We start from the raw sequence: 20,878 nt of genomic DNA on the forward strand, positions 1-20,878 counted from the left end.
CTGATTGGAAATTCACTTGTAAGAGTATCGGGCACCCATACGGCCGTCCTCATGTGGTTTTTCCTAAACTAGCAGCGACATTCACCGACATTAAAAATGCGCTGAAGAACTCCCGGCCGGGCTAGTACTAGAGTACTTGGCTACGAACCATGGGGCCGATAGCGCGATTTCTCATTGTTTGCCAAGGAATCCAGATGAAAAGCCGAGCTCGGCGGAAACGAATCTATGAACGGCTTGCAGCGTCTTCTTCAACCCGCGCGATGGCCATTTTTGATGCCATTGCAGCCAAAGGGAACGATAGCGACGTTAGTCCCGCCAAGATGGTGGAGTTATTCGAGCGTGCCGCTATAGGGCTCAGTGAGGATCCGGGCGAGAAAGTCCCTTTTAGAGCAGCTGGAAAAAGCACAGCCGCTTCTATGGATGAATTACTAGCCCAATTCGATATAAAAACACATGGCGGCGAAGTAATGGCCTGCAACCCGGTCGGCAAAGAAAAATATGAGTAAATGATTGATTACCCATTTACTCATGCGCTGAAAAACTCCCGGCAAGCGGGTGTCCTAGCTTGGCTTGCCTACAAACCCTGGAGCCAATGAAGTGACCGATAAGCCTACATTCCGCGAGCTGTGTTTTCGCTTTGGCCTGGCTTGGTCCAATAGAGAAGTGGAAGACGAAGTACTGCTCAATATAGCTTTGCTAAAGCCTCACTTCGACATCATCCTGGCTGCGGCCAAAGAGTTCGGCATCGAAAAACTACTCAGTTCTTGGGATAAAGTGCAAAAGGCTTGTCCGGACGAAGCAGCATACGCCAGGCCTCATACCGAGCGAATGCTGACGAACATCGAGCGCGCAATTGAGAAAGTACGTGCAGAGAGAGCAGCTGGCTCTCCAGGTGAATCTGGAAGCGGAGTGCTGAACAACTCCCGACATTGCTAAAAATCGGCAAGTTTTTAGCAATAAGCGTTTTTTTAGCAATGAATGACATAGGCATGCGCTGAAGCACTCCCGGCCTAGTTAGCCCTTGAGCGTGCCATATAGCGCACGAGCTGCCTTAGCTGAGACCACAGCCAGATCAGCGGCTGAAAATACAGCCTTGCAGACTCGCGGAAGATTGCACGGATGTCGATCCGAGAATCGCTATGTGTCATGCCTATCTCCTCGTCAGAAGTGCAGTTTTCTTTTATACAGCATTCTGCATAAAAAACGGGCAAAAGTTACGCACAAATTTCGTTCATAACATTGTGGATAACCGCTGGGAAATTTCACTAAGTAGATGATTCCCTAAGGGAATTTGATTATGCTCAAAAAAAAGATACGTTCGCTTCATCGCAACTCTATCCATGAGGATATTCACAACAACGGACTATGGTGGGCTAACGGGAAGTCCACAGCGTTATTCAGCATTACGATCGCAAAGCTAAAAAAGCCGCCATAAAGCGGCTTTGCTGTTACTTGCACTTACCTCCTCTCCACCATTTCAGAGCATAGCCAGCAGCTAAAAGTAGGGCGACTAGCAAAATGCAGCCCAGGACGTTTGAAGACAGTGCTGCTAGGACGTTGGTGAGTAAGGTCGTTGCAACTGGTGCCAGTCCTTCCAAGATTTCAAGTTTGTTCATCGGTTATACCTATTTTAAAAAAGTGTTGGTTGCGACTGCCGCTAGTGCAGTCAGGGATAGTCAGACCTGTTCTTCATACCCACACCTATTTATGTTAACTCGCAAAAATCCATCGAAAATCGCTGTTGTCAGCTGATGGCCGCCGATCAAAATACGTTTCTGTATACCTATTTATTCAACTGGAATTTTCCAGAAGCGAAGTGATCTTGCCGGACACCGCCATGGAAATCCTCATGTGGTTTTCCTATTGTGGTACCTCAAGTTCTTGAACGGGCTGCGGGACGATTTCGGGAGAGATCAAACATCAAATGAGTACATAATCAATTACTTATTTACTCATTAAGGTATAAACAGCCGGCAAAACGAGTGGCATCATCTTTTTGCAGCCAAAGCTAATCTTCCAGCTGCTGAATATTGCTTATTATCGCTTCGAGATTAAAAATTATTATTTATTCAAAAAGATAATTGGGCCAAAGACCATACGCAACAAAACGAAATGGCTCAAACCTGCAGTTCACTCAATATTTGATCAAAAAGAATCCATAGAATGATGGAAACCAGTTCAGCGGTGTCTCTTTTGGACAACTTTTTGTGAAAATTGAGCAAAAAAGTAAAATGCCTGAATTTGACCGCCGCGTGCTGGAAGTCTTGCGCGAGCCGCTCGAGTCCGGCGTGATTACCATTTCGCGGGCGGCACGCCAGGCCGACTTCCCCGCTCGATTTCAGCTGATCGCGGCAATGAACCCATGCCCGTGCGGCTACCTGGGCCATCCAGCCAACAAGTGCCGCTGCTCGCCCGATATGGTGGTGCGTTACCAGGCCCGCATCTCCGGTCCCCTGCTCGACCGCATCGATTTGCAAATCCAGGTCGCGGCGCTGCCGCAGGAGGATTTGCTGCGGCAGGCCGACGGCGAACCATCCACAGCCATCGCCCAGCGTGTCGCGCTGGCCTACGCCCGCCAGGAAGCTCGGCAGGGCAAGGCTAACTTCGCCATGACGCCCAAGGAGATCGACACTTACTGCCGACCCGCGCCAGCCGCCGAACAATTGCTGCGCAGTGCCATGACGCGTCTGAACTGGTCGGCGCGCGCCTGTCATCGGGTATTGAAAGTGGCCCGGACCATTGCCGACCTGGCGCAGTCGGAAACCATCGGCAGTGAACATGTAGCTGAAGCAATACAGTACAGACGTGCATTGGTAAGCCCGTAATATGCCTGGTTGGAAGCATCCACCCGATTTCCCTCACAGGAAACAGTCAGGAGGAACCGCAAATTTACGTTACCATCGCATTCATGACAAAAACCATACGCTTTATCACCCTGCTGGCCTGCACAATTCTGCTGATCGCCTGCAGTCCAAAATATGACTGGCGCGTCGTTCACGGCACCCCCATTCCGTTTGAAGTCTTGCTGCCGGCAAAACCGGCCAGCATGACGCGGCCGGTTGATCTCGGCGCCGCCAAGGTCGAGATGACGATGACGGCAGCGGAAGTCGATGGCGTGACTTTTGCCGTCGGCGCCGCCACCTTACCGAATGCCGCCGATGCCGCTACGGCGCTGGCTGCCATGAAAACCGGACTGGTACGCAACATCAACGGCACCATCAAGCGCGAGGCAGGCGAGGCTGGCCAGGCGGGCAAACCCGGCGCAGCGCCGTTCGAGGTGGAAGCCATCGGCACCAGCGCATCGAACAAGAGCAACGAAATCGTATTGCTGGCGCGCTTCTTTGCCAAGGATGCGCGCGTCTACCAGGTAGTGGTGCTCGGGCCGCCGCAAAAGATCGAACGAGCGGAAGCCGAAAACTTTTTCTCTTCCTTCAAGCCGGATTGAATCCTTAAACCAGCATACGGAGCCTCCAACATGTTAATCACTTTCAAATCCAAAGCAGCTGCCGACATCCTCATGTATGAAATCCACGCCAAGCGCCTGCTCGACTTGCTGGGCAAGGATGTCAAGCGCGGCATCATTACCGCCGCTGAAACCGGCACGGCAATCCAGAAGCTGGAAGCGGAGATCGAGGCCGAGCACCGGCGCGAGCACGAAGCCGAAGAACAGGCACGGCGTCAGGCCCAGGAACAAGGCCTGGATGAGAAGGAGGTCGAAGAAGAAATGGCGCGCCACGCTGCCAAGAACGTCAAGTTCAGCGCGCGCGCCTATCCCCTGCTGGAGATGCTGCGTGCCGCGCATGCGCAAGGACGCGACGTCATGTGGGGAGTATAGGCAAGTTGGCAAAACCAAGGCTGAAAACCGACTCGCTGTCCTTGAGCCTGTACGGCGCGGCGCAGGCAGTCGCCCTGGTGCAGTCGGGCACCGCCCTGCCGCCCGCGCTCGCCAGGACCGCGCAAGCGCTGGGATTGTCCGACGCGGCGCGCGGCGCCCAGCAAGACATCGCCTATCGCAGCATGCGCCAATGGGGACGTGCGAATGCCCTGCTGGCTCTCCTGGCTACACGGCCGCCGCAAGCTCCGCTGCTGTCCAGCCTGTTGGGCTGCAGCCTGGCACTGCTGTGCCAGGACGATGACGGCACCGGCAAGCGTCCCTATACCGATTTCACGCTGGTCGACCAGGCGGTGGCCGCAGCAGCAGCCGACCCGAAACTGGCGCATGCCAAGGGCATGGTCAACGCGATCCTGCGGCGCTTCGTGCGCGAACGCACTGCGCTGCTTGCAGCGGTCATGGAAAACCCGGTGGCATGCTGGAATTATCCAGCCTGGTGGCTTGGCAAACTCCAGAAAGCCTATCCCGACTCTTGGCAAGCCATCTTGAAAGCGGGCGATGCTCCGCCGCCGCTCACCCTGCGCGTCAACCGCCGCCGCACTACCGTGGCCACATACTTGCAAACGCTGAACCAGCACGGCATCGCCGCACGACAGATCGGCGCCGATGCGGTACGGCTGGAGCAACCTCAGCCAGTCCATCTGATTCCCGGCTTTAGCGAGGGACTCGTGTCGGTGCAGGATGCCGGCGCCCAGCTGGCGGCTCCTCTGCTCGATGCGCGAGACGGCATGCGCGTGCTGGATGCCTGTGCCGCGCCGGGCGGCAAGACCTGCCATTTGCTCGAATGCGCCGACATTGATTTGCTGGCGCTGGATAGCGATGCCGAACGGCTGGAACGGATTGGCCAGAACCTGCAAAGATTACAACTTTCCGCGCGCCTGCAGCAGGCCGACGCCAGCCGCGATGACTGGTGGGATGGGCAGCCGTTCGATCGTATCCTGGCAGACGTACCCTGCACGGCATCGGGGGTCGTGCGACGCCATCCGGATATCCGCTGGCTGCGCAGACCGGAGGATGCTGCGCGGCTTGCAACACTTTCTGCCCAAATTCTGGACAATCTTTGGCGGATGCTCAAGCCGGATGGTAAATTGCTGTTTGTGACGTGTTCGCTCTGGCCCGAGGAATCGGAAAAGCAGGCGCAACAGTTCACCAGCCGGCACGATGCCGTCCGTCTTGCCGCGCCAGGCCAGTTGTTGCCAGGTGCGGATGGCGAAGCGGATCACGATGGACTGTTTTATGCCTTGTTCCAGAAACCGCCGGCATGAAGCGGCGATCACCCGCCCAGCCTATTCCCGATAATTTTTCAACAACATCCTGACGACTACCCGTGACGAGCCGCCTGCTCCAGATTGCGATACGTTTTTTTCTGACGGCCATGCTGTCGGCCGGGCTGCTGGCTGCTCCCTCGCTGCATGCCGCCGAAGTGACGATCGAGCAGTCGCAACTGGAAGCAACCGATGATGGCTATCGGCTCGCTTCGGTTTTCAGCTTCGAGCTCAAGCGCGTGCTGGAAGATGCGCTCAACCGCGGCGTGCCGCTGTATTTCACCACCGATGTAGAAATCACCAGGCCGCGCTGGTACTGGTTCGATGAAAATGCCGTACGCGCCTCGCACACCATCCGCCTTTCGTATAATGTCCTGACAAGACAATATTACGCTGCAGCGGCAGGCAGCCTGCGTCAGACGTTTGCGTCACTGGAAGATGCCTTGTCCCTGGTGCGGCGGCCGCCGCGCTGGCAGGTGGCCGACAGGGATGCCTTGAAGCCGGGCGCCACTTATCAAGTGTCGCTTCGCATGCGACTTGACGTGACCCAACTGCCCAAGCCCTTCCAGGTGAATGCCATGAACGACAGTGACTGGCGCTTGTCTTCTGACTGGAGAACCTTTACGTACAAGGCAGAGTAATTGACCAGGTTATTTCGGTACTTCCTCATCGTCGGCGCCGGCGTTGTCAGCATCCTGCTGTTCCTGCTGGCGTCCGCTTCCGAAAATTCGGCTGCATTCGATCAGCATTACCCCTGGCTGCTGACCTTGAACGGCCTGGTGGCGATAGCGCTGCTGGTCCTGGTCATGCTCTTGCTCGCTCGGCTGTTCCGACGCTTCCGGCGGGGCATGTTCGGTTCCAAGCTCATGGCCCGGCTGGTGCTGCTGTTTGCCGTAGTAGGCATATTGCCAGGCCTGATGATTTACCTGGTGTCGGTGCAATTCGTATCGCGCTCTATCGAATCCTGGTTCGACGTGCGCGTCGAAGCCGCGCTCGAATCGGGCCTCAACCTCGGCCGCTCGGCGCTCGACTCGCAACTCACCGACCTAGAAGCCAAGGCGCGCAGCATCGCCCTGGAAATCGCCGACTTGTCCGACACAGCCCAGGCTACGCGCCTGTCGCGCCTGCGCGGCCAGAATAATCTGCAGGAAGCCACCATCGTCAGCGGAGGCGGCCGCATCATCGCCACCGACAGCGATGCCGGCAACCTGGTGCCGAATCTGCCGACCCAGACCATGCTGCGCCAGGCCCGCCTGACCCGCGGCTTTTCCACCATCGAAAGCGACGTCGATATCGCAGATGACGAGACCGGCACCGCCGCCGCCAAGGCAGCCAAGGGCATGTCGAGCCTGGACGCGGCGACGCGCCTGCGCATGCGCGTGGTCGTCGCCATCCCGGCATCGCTCAATGCTTCTCTTAGAAGCGAAACCCATTTTCTCCAGTTGATCCAGCCGGTGCCGACCTCGCTGGCGGTCAACGCCGAATCGCTGCGCGCCGCTTACAGCGAATATCAGGAAAGGTCGCTTTCCCGCACCGGGCTGCGCAAGATTTACCTGGTGACGCTGACCCTGACATTGCTGCTGACCATATTCGGCGCGGTGGCGAGCGCCTTCCTGATTGCCAGCGATCTGGCCCAGCCGCTGCTGTTGTTGGCCGAAGGCACCAAGGCGGTGGCCGAAGGCGATCTCTCGCCGCGGCCGATTGTCACCACAAGGGACGAACTCGGCACGCTGACCAAATCCTTCAACATGATGACGCACCAGTTGTCGGAAGCGCGCGCCGCAGTCGAAAAAAACCGCAGTGCCCTGGAAAACGCCAAGGCATATCTGGAATCGGTGCTGGCCAACATGTCTGCCGGCGTGATGGTGCTTGACCGCGAATTCAAGCTGGTTACCTGCAATGATTCGGTCGGCCGCATCCTGCAGCAGGATTTCAGCCACTCCGTCGGCCAGCCATTGAACGCCATTCCGGGCCTGGAATCGTTTGCCGAAGCCGTGAACAAGGCCTTTTCGGAACACAGCGCGCAATCCGCCGGCGGCACCAATGACACCAATCGCCACTGGCAAAAGCAGATTGCGATCCCGCGCACCGAAAATCCCGGCAATGACAATGGCACCGAAGGCGATGACGACATCACCCTGCTGGCACGCGGCTCGCGCCTGCCTATCAGCGCAGGCAACGGCTTCGTGGTCGTGTTCGACAATATCTCGGATGTGATCTCGGCCCAGCGCTCGCTGGCGTGGGGTGAAGTGGCGCGACGCCTGGCGCATGAAATCAAGAACCCGCTTACGCCGATCCAGCTGTCCGCTGAGCGCTTGCAGATGAAGCTGGCGGACAAACTCGGTGAAACCGATGCGGGTGTGCTGAAACGCGCCACGTCGACTATCGTCAACCAGGTCGCGGCCATGAAAAAAATGGTGAACGATTTCCGCGATTTCGCCAAAACGCCCCCCGCTGTCCTGGCACCGCTTGACCTGAATGCCTTGATCACGGAAGTCTTGCAGCTGTACATCGGTGGCGATGAGCGGGACATTATTCATCTGCATTTAGCATCGCATTTGCCCAAAATCATGGGTGATGCGACGCAACTGCGCCAAATCATTCACAACCTGCTGCAAAATGCTCAAGACGCCGTCATTGAGGTTCACAAAGACCATGCCGAATCTTCTCCCCGCATTGACGTCTGCACGGAAGAGATTCACTATCCCGGTTCCGATGGCCGCGAGCGTCATGCGGTACGCTTGTCCATTACTGACAATGGCCCCGGGTTTTCAGCGAAAATCTTGTCACGCGCTTTTGAACCCTACGTCACTTCCAAGGCAAAAGGAACGGGCCTAGGCCTGGCAATGGTCAAAAAAATTATCGACGAGCATGGTGGACGGGTTGATATACAGAATCGAGTTGATGGAAATGGTGCCAAAGTATTAATATTGCTGTTAAAGTTAGCTCCTAATTCCTAATCGCAATATAAGTATTGCTTAATATCAATCATTTATTGTGACTGTGGATGAAAGCGGGCAGTGAAGATCAGAAAGATTGGCAAATGGCAAATATCTTAGTAGTCGATGATGAAATGGGGATCCGAGAATTACTTTCGGAAATCCTGAGCGATGAAGGTCACGTGGTCGAGATGGCAGAAAATGCCCAGCAGGCGCGCGAGATGCGCATTGCCGGCACACCCGACCTGGTTTTGCTCGACATCTGGATGCCTGACACCGACGGCGTCACGCTGCTGAAAGAGTGGCAGCGCGATGGTTTGCTGACCATGCCGGTCATCATGATGTCCGGCCACGCGACGATCGATACCGCGGTAGAAGCCACGCGCATTGGCGCCTTGAATTTCCTGGAAAAGCCGATTGCCCTGCAAAAGTTGCTCAAAGCTGTGCAGCAAGGTCTGTCCCGAGGACAAGAAGTCGCCCGTCCGCAGCCGACTTACTTCACGCGCCCGGCAGCGCCTCACGATGCCTCTCCCGCTCCTCACATCGCCGCCAGCCCTGTTGCCGGCTCGGCTGTCATGCAACCGGCAATCGCCCCAACCGCCGCGCCGCAAACCGAACCGCAACGCTTCAATCTGTCTTTCGATCTGCCGCTGCGCGAAGCCCGCGATGCTTTCGAGCGGGCCTATTTCGAACATCATCTGGCGCGTGAAGGCGGCAGCATGACCCGCGTCGCGGAAAAAACCGGCCTGGAACGTACGCATCTTTACCGCAAGCTCAAGCAGTTGGGCGTGGAACCCAGCAAGCTGGGCAAGAAAAACCTGTAAGCATCAATGGCGCCGGCCATTGTCTCTCTGTGGCCAGCGCAGATAAGCCCATGACACGCATAGCAGCCACGCTGGTGATTGGTCCTAGCGCCGCTGCGCGTGAAGCCGCCATAGCCGGCGTAGTGGATGAGCACCAGCGCACCGCCTTGATTCTGGAGGGTTTGCCGGACGGCACCTCCCCTTTCCCAAGCCCGCTTCCGTCCTGGCTCACGATCGTTCGCATCGCCCCTGGCTGCATATGCTGCAGCGGCAATCTCACCATGCAAGTGACGCTCAACCGTATCTTGCGCCAGCATCCGGAACGGCTCTTCATCGGCTTGGTGAACAGCATGCATTTGCCCCAAATCCGCCAGTTCCTGCAACAGGAACCATATGATAAATGGCTGAGTCTGACTAGTGAATTGACCGCTTGAGAACTTGGCAGGAGCCAGTCGACGAATCGTCTTGTCATATGGCGGCAATGCGGCCTTGTTGTTACATCTTGTAGCTGTTTTTAACCGGGTTTTATCTTGAAATGCCCCCTTTTGGTCCCATATCCGGTATAACAGTAGACATGCCTTTCAACAGCAATGCTTTGCCAAGGAATGCAACATGAACCTTATTTACAATAGTGACCAGTATAGTGTGGTGGAATTCTTTGCCGATGGCGAACGTGAATCCATGCGTTTTGGCGGCTATGAAATCATGGATAAGTCAGGCAAGCGCGAGATCTTTATTGGCGGCGCCCTGGCTGAAGCTTTCCGCAAGGATGTGGAAGACTTGATCGCCACCGAGCCTACCGTCGAAGATATCGATACATTCCTTGGAAAGTACGATGCCATCATGAGCCAGCCAGTAATCTTGCACTAAACACTTAACCTTTTCCCCAAAATTGCCGCATGCATGTCTTGATTGACTGCATGCGGCAATTTTTTTCGCTCAATATCTTCCATTTGCCAACATTGCCTGAAAAAACTTCGCAACGTCATTAATCAAAACTGAGACGTTAAAAAACCAAGAAGTTTTAATCTTTTGCGCCGCAACAAACTTGACGAAGCATGCGTGCTTACCCTTTGGGTGTGCAGCGTTGGGAGCCGATTGGTTTTCACTTACTGTATTGCTTGCAATGTGAATCGCCATGGGAGGAGCTGTGCTTGACGTCACCAAAACCGTTCGGCAGGAACAAACTGTTTTGATCTTGCGTCCATCCAGGCGCGCGGAATTGTATTGCCCGTATGCGGCCATGCTGCAAAAGCAGGGCGTGGAGTTGATCGAGCATCCGGGCATGGATTCCACCTACCTGGCTCTCGAAGCCGGTTGTCGCGTGGGCTTGCTCATGCTTTCCCAGCCTGACGATATCGAGCATCTGGAAAGCTGCGAACCGCTTCTTAACCGCTCCAGCATCGCCTGGATCGGCTTGATAGCGCCGGAGCTGCTTTCGGATATACGGGTACGCGAATGCATCAGCGCGTATCTGTTCAACTTCCTGATCCTGCCCGCCCATCCTGACCATACCATGCTGATGCTGCGTCATGCCTGGGGAATGGCCTATGTGCGCGAATCCTGCCATCACCTGGGTCATGAATGCATGAGCACGGTGGATGGTGATCTGGCAATGGTCGGCAAGAGCGAGGTCATGCAACGCCTGTATGCGCAGATCCGCAAGGTCGCGCGTACCGAAGCCTCGGTACTGATCACCGGACCATCCGGCACGGGCAAGGAACTCGCAGCCCTATCGGTGCATCGCCAGTCGACGCGCCGGCATGCCCCCTTCGTCGCTGTCAACTGCGGCGCAATCGCTCCGCAACTGCTGCAGTCCGAGTTATTCGGTTACGAGAAAGGCGCCTTCACCGGCGCGCAGCAGCGCAAGATCGGGCGCATCGAAGCAGCCCGGGGCGGCACGCTTTTTCTCGACGAGATCGGTGACATGCCGCTGGATATGCAAGTCAACCTGCTGCGTTTTTTGCAGGAAAAGCGCATTGTGCGCGTGGGCGGGACCGAGGCCGTCGACGTGGATGTGCGCGTGATCGCTGCCACCCATGTCGATCTTGCCGAGTCGGTGGCGCAGGGACGCTTCCGCGAAGACCTGTATTACCGCATCAATGTAGTCTGCATCAATACGCCGCGTCTGGCTGAACGCGACTCGGATATCGACGATCTGGCGCAGCATTATTTCGGCAAGTTCGCCGGTACGCATAACCGCATGGTGCGCGGCTTTTCGCGCGCGGCAATCGCGGCAATGCGCAGCCACACCTGGCCCGGCAACGTGCGTGAATTGATCAACCGCGTGCAACGCGCCACGGTCATGGCGGAAGGCCGCTTCATTCAACCGGAGGATCTCGGTTTCATGGATGTGCCGCGCCAGGAGAGCGCCTTGTCGCTGGAAGTCGCGCGCGCGACGACGGACCAGATCATGATCAATCGCGCACTGGCGCAGGCACGCAACCAGATCTCGCAGGCCGCCAGTCTTCTGGGCGTCTCGCGCATGACGCTGTACCGCCTGCTTGAGAAATACAATATTCGCGGCCGCAGCATGGCGACATCGAACGCGCCATTCCTGGACAGGGTCAAGTAGCGCATACCGGATGAGCGCATGGTTGGCTGGCGCAGAATATTTTTCCGTTCGAACGTTTGACGTGAATGGCTCGCACCGCTATGCCGACCTTGCCACAATGACTAGAAGTGGTTTCATAAATATCGCCGTAGCAAAATCATAGAACAAGCCAGATGGACGAAGCCAGTAAATCGCCGATGGTCATACTCCCACCGGGTCAGAATCCGGCGGAATTTGTTCAGCCATGCGAACAAGCGCTCGATCTTCCAGCGCCGCTGGTAGCGGCGCAGCTTGCGGCCATCCTGCGTGGCCGGCTTAATCCGGTTGCGCCTGTGCGGAGCGATCAGTTCAATGCCATCGGCGGCGAGCTTTGCATCGAGCGAATCACTGTCGTAGGCACGATCTCCGATAAGTCGCTCGGGGAGTCCCACGGTGACAGTTTCATCGACGGTAGCTTCGACAAGGGTGACTTCATGAGGGCTAGCAGCATCCGTGTAGACGGCGAGTGGAAGACCTGCAGCGTCCGCAATTGCCATGAGCTTCGTACCCTTGCCGCGCTTGGTCTTTCCCACTTTTTGCCCCCTTTTTTCGCCACAATGAAGGTGCCATCGATGAAGCATTCCGATAGGTCGATGTCGCCGCGCAGTTCCAGGTCGCGCGCCAAGGCCGTCAGCAACCGCTCCAGCGTGCCCTCCTTGACCCAGCGGCTGAACCGTCGAAAACACGTAGCATATGACGGATATCGGTCAGGCAAATCGGCCCACGGGGCACCCGTGCGCAAGACCCACAGAATGCCATCCATGACGGCGCGATCATCATGCTCTACTGGCCGGCCACGCCCATCAGCACGTCGTGCTGGCGGAGGAATCAGTGGCGACAACACAGCCCATTGTTCATCCGTAAGAAATTTCCCGCTCGCCATTTCAGCCTCCGTACCACCTGAAATGCGAGCAGACCGCTATTTATGAAATCAGTTCTAGTTGGCTAGTACGAAATCGGCATCTTCACGCTCAAGGTCAGATCGGGGGTATCGCGCGTCAGCCCTGCGCCGACCGCAACGGAGAGCGTCCTTTTTTCATTGAGGCGATAGGAATACCCCAGCAGGAGCGTACCCAGTTGCGTGCGCACCGAGCCCGGCACGTTGACACCGTTTTGTTTTGTGCGGCCCAGAGAGCTGTGATCGTAGCCGATACTGAATGAGGTCTTGTCATTCAGTGCCAAGCCCATGCCGAAGTTAAAGCCGATAATGCCGCCCGGCTCGATCGAGCCGAGAAATTCACGTTCGCCATTCAATACGGTACGACTGACATTAGTCCGCTTGAAATTATGCAGATACGTCACGCTGCCAAAGAATACCGCGGGGTCGCTGGCAAACAGCCAGGTCAAGCCGCCCTGCAGGGAATAGAATCCGGAGCCGGTCGGCAGCTGGAGCGGCAAGCCGGTGCCAGTCGTGTTGCCGACGCAGCGCTGGGAACAATCGGTGACGACTTCGAACGGGTCGCGCCCGGTGCGTGACTTGAAACGCAGCGTGCCGATGTAATACGGCTTGTCGACACCGCCATCGTTCAGCTGGTAGCGCGCGCCGACTTCAATATCGCCGATATTGTGTCCGCTGGCGTTAAAGGTTTGGTCGGCGGCGGTGCCGGTGGCGATCTCACGGCTGACAGTTGAATCGTAACGGTAAACGTACGGAATGCGAGCTTCCAGTTCAAAGCGATTGGTCAGGCCAAGGCGGCCCGTCAGCGCAGCTGTCACAGTATTGCGCTTTACTTCGCGCACGTCGATCAGGCCGACCAGCAATGCCGGAATCACGGTGTAGCCGATCAGGGCGACGCGGTTAGCCGACGAATAGCTGTATTGCAATGACGGTTCGAGAACGTATTTTCCTGTCGGGGTCAGCACTCCGGGCTGCTCGAAAATTTGCGCCACTTCCGCGGGACGGGATTCCTGCTGTTCGCGTTGAGGCAAACCGCCTGCCTGATTGGTCTGTGCGGCTGTATTGGCCTGATTGGCCTGAGCGGTTTGCTGCGCTGGCGCAGGAGGTGCCGCTGGCGCTGGCTGCCTCGCCTGCGATTGCGATACCGCGTTCTCCGGTCCACGACCGCGTTGGATGTCAAGCGTATCGCCCGCCACGGCACGACGCAGCTTGGCGAGATTGGCCTCCTGTTCCGCCACAGCTCGCTTCAGTGTCTCGATCTGTTCCGCCTGTTCGGCGATCTGCCGCTGCAGGGCTTGCTGGTCTGGCGTGGCATGTTGCATTCCTTCGGCGTTTGCCATGCCGGATGTGAGCGCCAGCAGCGAACAACATAGCGCGCCGGCTGTCTGCAATGCTTCTTTTTTCATCATTCCTCCCGCCGGCCATTGAGCAAGTCACAACCCACGGCAAAGCCTGGTTCCCCAGAAATGGGGCGCTGTGTATGTCGTATGCCGGGCTGGCGCACTGGTGCTTCATGCACCGTAAACGAAGCGATGGTCATGGGAAGCAAGCGTCGAAAAAATGGAATGCCACATTCTTCGTTAAGCATGCTGCCGTCATCTTGATACTGCACAAGCGCCACAAGAAAGCGGCAAATCCGCCACAACTGTCGACAACGGCTTTGGGCTATGCGGCGAAAGTGGTAAGGCGTATCCCATCAGCTGCGCTGTCACACAATATTGACAGTGCCATTTCTTACGTATCTGCGCGAAAGCTTTTTTCCATACTCTTGAATTGATGGAGATTTCACCCCTGCTTGCTGTCTCGCGGTGCGCTTGACCCGCGTGCCTTGACTCATGTCGTATCACGTACGTGACACCATGCCTTCGCGCGAATTGCAGGATTCACCTGCCAATGCCGTGGCTGCACCGGCATTCTCTCTGCGATCACCGTCTTTTCAATGACTTAGCGCCGTTCTCAAGGCACTGGCACCACATTTGCAGAGCAGCCGTTGGATTGGCTCGCTTTGCCAAGCCATGTCGGACATTGATCAACCTTCGATATTTTGCAGAGGCACAATCATGAAAAAAACTCTCCTGGCATCTTCTATTGCACTTGCATTCGGACTGAGTGGCGCCGCCATGGCTGAGAACGCCGGTGACACACAGACTGGAGATGGCGCGCTGGCCAACAATTATTCGGTGGCGGCACAAGACAACTCCATCCGGAACAAGACCATTACGGATACCACGACCAAGACCAACACCAATACAAACACCAACACTGAAACGAATACGAACGCTGAAACCAATACCGCCACCATCACCGATAACTCGGTGCGTAACAAAACCAATACCGAAACCAATACTGCGACGAATACCGAGACCAATACGGATAACTCGGTCCGCACCAAGACTGCAACCAAAACCATCACCGGCACCGGCACAGCAAACGGCGCTGGTTCCGCTGCTGCGGGGAATGGCAATGCCACCGCGCATCTCAGCGACTCTTTCAACACCAGCAACGCTACTGCCACCAGTAACCTGAATGGCACTGTTACGGGCGTGACGGTCAGCGGCCTGGGCAACACCGCCACCAATGCCGGTAGCGCAAACGGTGCAGCCGGTGGTGCCGGCGGCGGCAGCGCGGCCGGTCCGTCCACGGCTGGTGCCGGTGGTGCCGGCGGCGGAGGAGGTGCAGGCGGCACAGCCGGCACCGCTACCAATACCGCGACGGCGGGCCCGACCACCAACACCGCCACCTCGGGCGCAGCCACCGGCAGTGTTGCGGGTAACAGCACTGCCGGCCCGTCCAACGGCGGCGCAGGCGGCGGCGCGACCGGCACCGGCGGCACGTCAACCGCTTCGAATACCCAGACCGCAGGTCCGGCTACCGCATCCAATGCTGCCACCGGGGGCGCGGCCACCTCCACCGGCACCGGCACCGGCGGCACGGCAGCGGCGACCGACACCTCAACCGGCGGACCGGCCACTTCGACGCAGACCGCAACCAATACCGCGACCGGCACTTCCACTTCCGGCGGCGAGAGCGGCTACAACACTGCCAAAGCCAATGCCACGACTGGCGATGCCTACAATCAGGCTAAAACGGCAGGCGGCGCAGCAACCGGCACGGCCAAGGCCGCGGGCGGCACCGGCACTGGCACGTCGAACGCAGCCGGCGGATATGCCGCGACGGGCGACGCCAACGCCGCCGGCGGCAACAACGAGGGAACGGCGAGCGCCAATGGGGGCGATGGCAGCGGCGTAGGCGGCTATGGCGGATCGGCCAGCGCCGACAGCGGCACCGGCGGCAGTTCAGGCGATACCTCCACGGGCAGCGTCGGCCAGGAAGCCAGCTCCACGGCGAGCGCCAGCGATGCCAAGGGCGGCGCCGGCGGCGCCGGTGGAAATGGCGGCGACGGTGGCTACGGCGGCTCGTCCAGCGCCGACAGCGGCCAGGGCGGCAACGGCGGCAATGGCGGCAACGGCGGGACGATCAAGGTCAGCGCCGGCACCTTCAACCTGTCCAACACCATGTCGAATGTCGGCCAGTCGGCTGCCGGGGTGACGGTGATCAGCCAAAACTCGGGCACCGCATCGCTGATTCAACAAAGCGTCAACGTACAGGCCAACCTGGCAGTGGGCGGCCGCTAAGGCAAGACAGCGGGCCGCGCACCGCAAGGTCGCGGCTCTTGCCACGATCGGCGAGGCTTGCCCTCGCCGGCCGGACAGTTCAGCCAGCCCGGCCTGTTCGGGCTAGTGTCACGCAAGGAGAAGTCCATGCCATTCCCGAAATCCGAAGCCGCGCTCATCTTTAGCCTGGGAATGTTATTGCCCATGATGGCCCAGGCAACTGATGTGCAGCCTTTGCCGGCGACAGGCGATCAGGCCGTCCAGGAGCAACCACACGCTATGCTGCATGCCGCCGGCCCGGCAACCACGACACCAACGGCAAACACGGAAGCGGAAACAATGGAAAAAGCGGAAGCAGCCGAAGCAGCTGCGCCACCGCCAGCAACCGAGGAGATCGCCGGCATGGGTGCCAGCATCCCGTTGGAAGCACTGGAGCAGCATCGCGGCGGCAGTTCGGTCAACGCCATCAAGAGTGAAGCCGTGTCGAATGGCTTGCTGCAAGATGCCACGGCGACCAATGTTGCGACCGGCAATAACACCATTGCCGATGGCGCGTTTTCGCATGCCATCGGCTTGCCGATCGTGATTCAGAATTCGGGCGCCAATGTGCTGATCCAGAATTCAACCATTGTGAACGTGCAGTTTCGTTAAGCCATGAAGCGGCTAGTCCTTGTCATGTGCGGCATGCTGGTCGCCAGCCTCGCAAATGCGGGGCGTATCCACTTCGGCGGCATCGGCAGCGGGTACACGATTCCTGTCGTCAGCATGAAGGAAACACGCTTTTACTCGACCCTGCGCCAGCAATACGACTTCAGTTGCGGGTCGGCCGCCGTCGCCACGCTGCTGACGCATCAATACGGCATACCGGTCAATGAGGCGGCGGTTTTCCAGGCAATGTACGAGCGCGGCGACCAGGCAAAAATCCGGCGCGAAGGTTTTTCTCTTCTCGATATCAAACGTTATCTGGCCTCGCATGGCTTCGCGGCGGATGGCTTTACGCTGTCACTGGATAAGCTTGCCGAAGCCGGCTTGCCAGCGATTGTCTTAATCAATGAACGCGGCTATCACCACTTTGTCGTCATCAAAGGCATGCGCAATGACCGGGTGCTGATCGGCGACCCGGCCACCGGCACGCGTGCCATGGATCGCGCCACCTTCGAAGCCATTTGGGTCAACCGGATCCTGTTTGTGATCCATAACCGCAAGGAAATGGCGCGGTTCAATCTCGATAAAGATTGGGTGGCAGCACCGCAGGCGCCGCTGGCGTCGAGCATGCCACGGGATGGATTGGGCACACTGTTGTTGCCGAAATTTGGCGCTAGTGACTTCTAGCGCCGGGAGAACGTCATGCATCGCTTCAAGGGGAAATGGATTGCAAGTGGACTCATGCTGGGCTGGCTTTATGGTGTTGCCAGCATGGGCGCCGCCGCTGAGCCCGAGAGCGCTCCCGTCAGTACCAGCCTGCCATCGGAATCCTCGTTGCGCCACGAGTGGGTTGCCGTCGATGACTCGACGCTCGGCGAAATGCGCGGCGGCTTCGATATCGCGCCTGGCTTGAAAGTATCTTTTGGCATCGAGCGCCTGGTCAATTTGAACGGTGTCCTGCAAACCGCCACCAGAATCGAAGTGCCGGATGCCGGCAAGCTGATTCAGTCGCAACCGATATCCGCTGGCACGACGCTGCCACCAAATGCGAGTGCAGCAGCGAGCACGGCAGCCAGCGCCGCCGCGCAATCCATTCCGGTCAATCTTGGTGGCGGCGCGACGGCACTGGTGCAAAACGGCGTAGGCAATGTGGCCGTGCCCGGCCCGCTGCCCCCGGACTCCGCCGCCACGTTTATCCAGAACAGTGCAAGCCACCAAACCATCCAAAGCATGACGGTCATTAATGCGACGACCAATAGCCTCGAATTATTGAAAGGTGCAAATCTGCAATCCACTCTGGTCGATGCACTGACGCAATCAGCCGCGACAAGATAAAGTTCGATGCAGTTCAGGCCGGCTGGCAGGCAACGCATGCCAAAGCATGGCTTTCGTGCTAGTGTATGAAATCATTTTCATTCGAGCACGAAAGTCATGTGTCAGCTTTTAGGGATGAACTGCAACGTCCCGACCGATATCGTTTTCAGCTTTACCGGCTTTGCCACGCGCGGCGGCCGCACCGATGCCCACAAGGATGGCTGGGGCATCGCTTTTTTCGAGGGTGCCGGCGTGCGCCATTTCGTCGACCATGAGGCGGCAATCAACTCGCCCATCGCCGAACTGATCAAGCGCTATCCGATCAAGTCCAAGAATGTCATCGCCCATATCCGCAAGGCGACCGTCGGCCAGGTAGCGCTGGAAAATTGCCATCCCTTTGTGCGCGAACTGTGGGGGCGCTACTGGGTCTTCGCCCACAATGGTGATTTGAAGGAATTTGCGCCCACGCTCGACGGCGCGTTCCGCCCGGTCGGCACGACCGATAGCGAGTGGGCTTTCTGTTATATCCTGCAACAGCTGCGGCGGCGCTTCGGCGATGCGGCGCCGACACTGTCAGCCTTGCTCGGAGCCATGCGCGAGCTGACCGCCGAGATCTCGGCCTATGGCACCTTCAACATGATGCTGTCGGATGGCCGCGCCTTGTTCACCCATTGCTCCACCAAGCTGTATTACATCGTGCGGCAGTATCCATTTTCCGAAGCCCGCCTGTCCGACGAGGACATGCGCGTGGACTTTTCACAAGTGACGACGCCCAATGACCGCGTAGCCATCATCGTGACCGAGCCCTTGACTGCCAACGAAACCTGGACGGCATTCCAGACGGGTGAACTCAAAGTGTTCGTCGATGGTCAGCCAGTAACACTCTGAGCATATTGGCGTCACGCCCTACTTCAAGGAGGATCAAATGAGCAATGATCAATTGAAAGCGACGTTGAAGGAATTGCAGCGCCATCTTGAATCGGCCGGTCCAGCCGTCGATGACGAGACGAAAAATCTGCTGCAAACGCTGGATAGCGACATTGACCAGCTATTGCAGCGCCAGTCGCCATCGCGCGAAGAGCAAAACGGCTTGGCGGAACGGGCACAAGAATTGTCCGCCCGTTTCGCCGCCCAGCATCCGCAACTTGAAGGGGTACTGCGGCAGTTGGGGATTACGCTGGAAGGCATGGGCATTTGAAGATGCCTTCCGCGCTATGCCGTTTACCGTAGCTGCAGCCTGTTAGCCGGCGCTGCCGGCAAGGCTGCAGTCCGCTGCATGTCGCCCAGCTTGAATACGCTGACGGCATGCGCGAGTTCTTTGGACTGCTCCTGCATCGCCGCCGACGCGGCGGCAAGCTGTTCCACCAGCGCGGCATTCTGCTGCGTAACCTGATCCATCTGCATGATCGCCTGATTTACCTGCTCGATGCCGGAATTTTGCTCCTGCGCCGCCGACGAGATTTCTCCCATGATATCTGTCACGCGCTTGACGCTTTCCTCGATTTCATCCATCGTCGTGCCAGCCTGACCGACGAGCTTGGCGCCAGTCGCGGCTTTTTCCACTGAGCTTTCAATTAACGTCTTGATTTCCTTGGCGGCGTTGGCCGAGCGCTGCGCCAGCGTGCGCACTTCTGCGGCCACCACGGCAAAGCCGCGGCCCTGCTCGCCGGCGCGCGCCGCTTCCACGGCCGCATTCAACGCCAGGATATTGGTCTGGAACGCGATGCCATCGATGACGCTGATAATCTCTGCGATCTTTCCGGCCGAATGCTGAATATCGCCCATGGTATCCACCACCTGCGACATCACCGTGCCACCCTTTCGCGCCACGTCCGACGCCGACAGAGCCAGACCGTTTGCCTGCCTGGCGTTGTCGGCGCTTTGCCGCACCGTCGACGTCAGCTCTTCCATGGATGACGCGGTTTCTTCCAGCGAACTGGCTTGATGCTCCGTCCTTGCCGACAAGTCCAGGTTGCCCTTGGAGACTTCTTGCGACGCCGTTGCGATTTCATTTGCCGAGGCATGGATCGTCCCGATGACCGAAGCCAGGCGATCCTGCATGGTTTTCATCGACAAGACCATGCTGCCGGCATCATTCGTCTTGAGCTTGACTGTCATGGCCAGATCGCCCTGAGCGATTCGCTCGGCGAGCTGCTTGGCATATTCCGGGTCGCCGCCGATCGACTTTTCAATGCTGCGGATATTCAGCAGCACCACGCCGGTCAGCACGATGCCGAGCGCCATCAGGATAGCGGCAGCTTGCAACAAGTCATCGTAAAATGCCTTGTCCAGGTCGTCGATGTACAGCCCGGTCATGAAAGTCCAGTCCCAGGGCGCATAACCGAGGTTATACGATAGCTTGGTAATTTGCTTGGTGTCGCCGGGCTTGGTCCAGACATACTCGGTAAAGCCGGCGCCCTTCTCCTTGACCACCTTCAGCGCGTCGCCATAGATCAGCGTCCCGCGCGGGTCCTTGACGGTGTCGACCGGCTTGCCGATCAGCGCGGCATTAATCGGATGCATCAGCGCGCCGCCGGAATTGATCACAACGATATAGCCGGATTCCCCGAAGCGCAGCGCCTTGATGCGGGCCAGTGCCTCCTTCTGCGCATCGGCTTGCGACATTCCATCCGTGCTTATCTTGTCGGCATATTCCTTGGCTACCGACAGCGCCATCTCGGCGGCGTTGCTGAGCTGGATGCGGCGTTCTTCCAGCCGGATGGACCTGTTTTGCATGACGTTCACCGTCATCACACCAAGCAGGCAAATCCAGCTCAGCAATAAGGGTAGAAAGAGTTTGGTGCGGAAAGCGAGTTTCATGATGCGATCTTGATAAAGCGCGTCACCACTGGCAACAGCCTGCCTTCAAGCAGCATGCTGTCTGCATGTCATTACTAGCGACACCTCTCTTCACA

21 protein-coding genes and 1 pseudogene are annotated in these 20,878 nt (G+C 57.8%); 19 read left to right on the forward strand and 3 right to left on the reverse strand.

Translation table 11 applies throughout. The features are described from left to right. The first annotated feature begins 194 nt into the window (after positions 1-194). From EDC30_RS06570 to EDC30_RS06630, 12 genes and pseudogenes are all read left to right on the forward strand, one after another. Positions 195-506, forward strand: a complete 312-nt coding sequence (locus tag EDC30_RS06570; protein WP_132257999.1) for a hypothetical protein — start codon at positions 195-197, stop codon at positions 504-506. A gap of 91 nt (positions 507-597) precedes the next feature. After that, entirely contained in the window at positions 598-936 is a 339-nt protein-coding gene (locus EDC30_RS06575) for a hypothetical protein (RefSeq protein WP_132258000.1), read from the forward strand. 1,292 nt (positions 937-2,228) lie between these two features. Beyond that, positions 2,229-2,825 (forward strand): annotated as a pseudogene (locus tag EDC30_RS06580) (ATP-binding protein); the annotation flags it as partial. 83 nt (positions 2,826-2,908) lie between these two features. Beyond that, on the forward strand, positions 2,909-3,445 hold the full coding sequence (locus EDC30_RS06585; protein WP_132258002.1) for a hypothetical protein: 537 nt from the start codon (positions 2,909-2,911) through the stop codon (positions 3,443-3,445). Between the two features lie 30 nt (positions 3,446-3,475). Beyond that, positions 3,476-3,835 (forward strand): DUF1840 domain-containing protein, encoded by a 360-nt coding sequence (locus EDC30_RS06590; RefSeq protein WP_132258003.1) that lies wholly within the window; start codon positions 3,476-3,478, stop codon positions 3,833-3,835. A gap of 5 nt (positions 3,836-3,840) precedes the next feature. After that, positions 3,841-5,157 carry a 16S rRNA (cytosine(967)-C(5))-methyltransferase RsmB gene (gene rsmB / locus EDC30_RS06595; protein ID WP_132258004.1) on the forward strand — a complete coding sequence of 439 codons (1,317 nt, stop codon included), beginning with the start codon at positions 3,841-3,843 and terminating at the stop codon, positions 5,155-5,157. Between the two features lie 62 nt (positions 5,158-5,219). Then, entirely contained in the window at positions 5,220-5,798 is a 579-nt protein-coding gene (locus EDC30_RS06600; RefSeq protein WP_424446904.1) for a DUF4390 domain-containing protein, read from the forward strand. Continuing rightward, complete coding sequence (locus tag EDC30_RS06605; protein ID WP_132258005.1) at positions 5,799-8,117, forward strand: sensor histidine kinase; 2,319 nt, start codon at positions 5,799-5,801, stop codon at positions 8,115-8,117. An 83-nt stretch (positions 8,118-8,200) separates the two neighbouring features. Beyond that, entirely contained in the window at positions 8,201-8,920 is a 720-nt protein-coding gene (locus EDC30_RS06610) for a response regulator (protein ID WP_132258006.1), read from the forward strand. Between the two features lie 50 nt (positions 8,921-8,970). Further along, positions 8,971-9,333 carry a GTPase gene (locus EDC30_RS06615; RefSeq protein ID WP_132258007.1) on the forward strand — a complete coding sequence of 121 codons (363 nt, stop codon included), beginning with the start codon at positions 8,971-8,973 and terminating at the stop codon, positions 9,331-9,333. Between the two features lie 178 nt (positions 9,334-9,511). Then, positions 9,512-9,769 carry a BTH_I0359 family protein gene (locus tag EDC30_RS06620; RefSeq protein WP_132258008.1) on the forward strand — a complete coding sequence of 86 codons (258 nt, stop codon included), beginning with the start codon at positions 9,512-9,514 and terminating at the stop codon, positions 9,767-9,769. 280 nt (positions 9,770-10,049) lie between these two features. Next, positions 10,050-11,474: a sigma-54 interaction domain-containing protein gene (locus EDC30_RS06630; protein ID WP_243656674.1), complete on the forward strand. Its 1,425-nt coding sequence runs from the start codon at positions 10,050-10,052 to the stop codon at positions 11,472-11,474. Positions 11,475-11,587: 113 nt separating this feature from the next. Here the strand turns inward: EDC30_RS06630 and EDC30_RS06635 are convergent. Together EDC30_RS06635 and EDC30_RS06640 are read right to left on the reverse strand one after the other, a co-directional pair. After that, a protein-coding gene (locus EDC30_RS06635) for an IS5 family transposase (protein WP_132258011.1) occupies positions 11,588-12,375 on the reverse strand; the annotation gives its coding sequence in 2 pieces (ribosomal slippage) (positions 11,588-12,024 and positions 12,024-12,375; 789 coding nt in all). A 62-nt stretch (positions 12,376-12,437) separates the two neighbouring features. Then, positions 12,438-13,796 (reverse strand): autotransporter outer membrane beta-barrel domain-containing protein, encoded by a 1,359-nt coding sequence (locus EDC30_RS06640; protein WP_132258012.1) that lies wholly within the window; start codon positions 13,794-13,796, stop codon positions 12,438-12,440. A gap of 74 nt (positions 13,797-13,870) precedes the next feature. Here EDC30_RS06640 and EDC30_RS06645 point away from each other — a divergent pair, with 74 nt between their 5' ends. The 7 genes from EDC30_RS06645 (at position 13,871) to EDC30_RS06675 (ending at position 19,161) form a co-directional block, all read left to right on the forward strand. Further along, the gene (locus tag EDC30_RS06645) at positions 13,871-14,167 is read left to right on the forward strand and encodes a hypothetical protein (RefSeq protein WP_165973752.1); all 297 of its coding nucleotides are present in this window, start codon (positions 13,871-13,873) and stop codon (positions 14,165-14,167) included. A gap of 283 nt (positions 14,168-14,450) precedes the next feature. Beyond that, positions 14,451-16,025 (forward strand): hypothetical protein, encoded by a 1,575-nt coding sequence (locus tag EDC30_RS06650; protein WP_132258014.1) that lies wholly within the window; start codon positions 14,451-14,453, stop codon positions 16,023-16,025. A 126-nt stretch (positions 16,026-16,151) separates the two neighbouring features. Next, positions 16,152-16,655: a hypothetical protein gene (locus tag EDC30_RS06655; RefSeq protein ID WP_132258015.1), complete on the forward strand. Its 504-nt coding sequence runs from the start codon at positions 16,152-16,154 to the stop codon at positions 16,653-16,655. A 3-nt stretch (positions 16,656-16,658) separates the two neighbouring features. Further along, positions 16,659-17,336, forward strand: coding sequence for a C39 family peptidase (locus tag EDC30_RS06660; RefSeq protein WP_132258016.1), 678 nt, complete (start codon positions 16,659-16,661; stop codon positions 17,334-17,336). 15 nt (positions 17,337-17,351) lie between these two features. After that, positions 17,352-17,984 (forward strand): hypothetical protein, encoded by a 633-nt coding sequence (locus EDC30_RS06665; protein WP_132258017.1) that lies wholly within the window; start codon positions 17,352-17,354, stop codon positions 17,982-17,984. Positions 17,985-18,080: 96 nt separating this feature from the next. Next, positions 18,081-18,851: a class II glutamine amidotransferase gene (locus EDC30_RS06670; protein ID WP_132258018.1), complete on the forward strand. Its 771-nt coding sequence runs from the start codon at positions 18,081-18,083 to the stop codon at positions 18,849-18,851. A 37-nt stretch (positions 18,852-18,888) separates the two neighbouring features. After that, positions 18,889-19,161 (forward strand): DUF4404 family protein, encoded by a 273-nt coding sequence (locus EDC30_RS06675; RefSeq protein WP_132258019.1) that lies wholly within the window; start codon positions 18,889-18,891, stop codon positions 19,159-19,161. A gap of 23 nt (positions 19,162-19,184) precedes the next feature. Here EDC30_RS06675 and EDC30_RS19885 read toward each other — a convergent pair whose 3' ends face one another. Then, entirely contained in the window at positions 19,185-20,783 is a 1,599-nt protein-coding gene (locus tag EDC30_RS19885) for a methyl-accepting chemotaxis protein (RefSeq protein ID WP_132258020.1), read from the reverse strand. Positions 20,784-20,878 lie beyond the last annotated feature (95 nt).

The organism is Paucimonas lemoignei (genome assembly GCF_004342585.1).
In the GTDB taxonomy this organism is placed as follows: domain Bacteria; phylum Pseudomonadota; class Gammaproteobacteria; order Burkholderiales; family Burkholderiaceae_D; genus Paucimonas; species Paucimonas lemoignei.

Excerpts from the sequence above, each read along its gene's own strand:
- EDC30_RS06570 (WP_132257999.1), top strand. The coding sequence starts at position 195 with ATGAAAAGCCGAGCTCGGCGGAAACGAATCTATGAACGGCTTGCAGCG.
- EDC30_RS06585 (WP_132258002.1), top strand. The coding sequence starts at position 2,909 with ATGACAAAAACCATACGCTTTATCACCCTGCTGGCCTGCACAATTCTG.
- EDC30_RS06590 (WP_132258003.1), top strand. The coding sequence starts at position 3,476 with ATGTTAATCACTTTCAAATCCAAAGCAGCTGCCGACATCCTCATGTAT.
- EDC30_RS06610 (WP_132258006.1), top strand. The coding sequence starts at position 8,201 with ATGGCAAATATCTTAGTAGTCGATGATGAAATGGGGATCCGAGAATTA.
- EDC30_RS06615 (WP_132258007.1), top strand. The coding sequence starts at position 8,971 with ATGACACGCATAGCAGCCACGCTGGTGATTGGTCCTAGCGCCGCTGCG.
- EDC30_RS06620 (WP_132258008.1), top strand. The coding sequence starts at position 9,512 with ATGAACCTTATTTACAATAGTGACCAGTATAGTGTGGTGGAATTCTTT.
- EDC30_RS06640 (WP_132258012.1), bottom strand. The coding sequence starts at position 13,796 with ATGAAAAAAGAAGCATTGCAGACAGCCGGCGCGCTATGTTGTTCGCTG.
- EDC30_RS06645 (WP_165973752.1), top strand. The coding sequence starts at position 13,871 with ATGTCGTATGCCGGGCTGGCGCACTGGTGCTTCATGCACCGTAAACGA.
- EDC30_RS06650 (WP_132258014.1), top strand. The coding sequence starts at position 14,451 with ATGAAAAAAACTCTCCTGGCATCTTCTATTGCACTTGCATTCGGACTG.
- EDC30_RS06655 (WP_132258015.1), top strand. The coding sequence starts at position 16,152 with ATGCCATTCCCGAAATCCGAAGCCGCGCTCATCTTTAGCCTGGGAATG.
- EDC30_RS06660 (WP_132258016.1), top strand. The coding sequence starts at position 16,659 with ATGAAGCGGCTAGTCCTTGTCATGTGCGGCATGCTGGTCGCCAGCCTC.
- EDC30_RS06665 (WP_132258017.1), top strand. The coding sequence starts at position 17,352 with ATGCATCGCTTCAAGGGGAAATGGATTGCAAGTGGACTCATGCTGGGC.
- EDC30_RS06670 (WP_132258018.1), top strand. The coding sequence starts at position 18,081 with ATGTGTCAGCTTTTAGGGATGAACTGCAACGTCCCGACCGATATCGTT.
- EDC30_RS06675 (WP_132258019.1), top strand. The coding sequence starts at position 18,889 with ATGAGCAATGATCAATTGAAAGCGACGTTGAAGGAATTGCAGCGCCAT.
- EDC30_RS19885 (WP_132258020.1), bottom strand. The coding sequence starts at position 20,783 with ATGAAACTCGCTTTCCGCACCAAACTCTTTCTACCCTTATTGCTGAGC.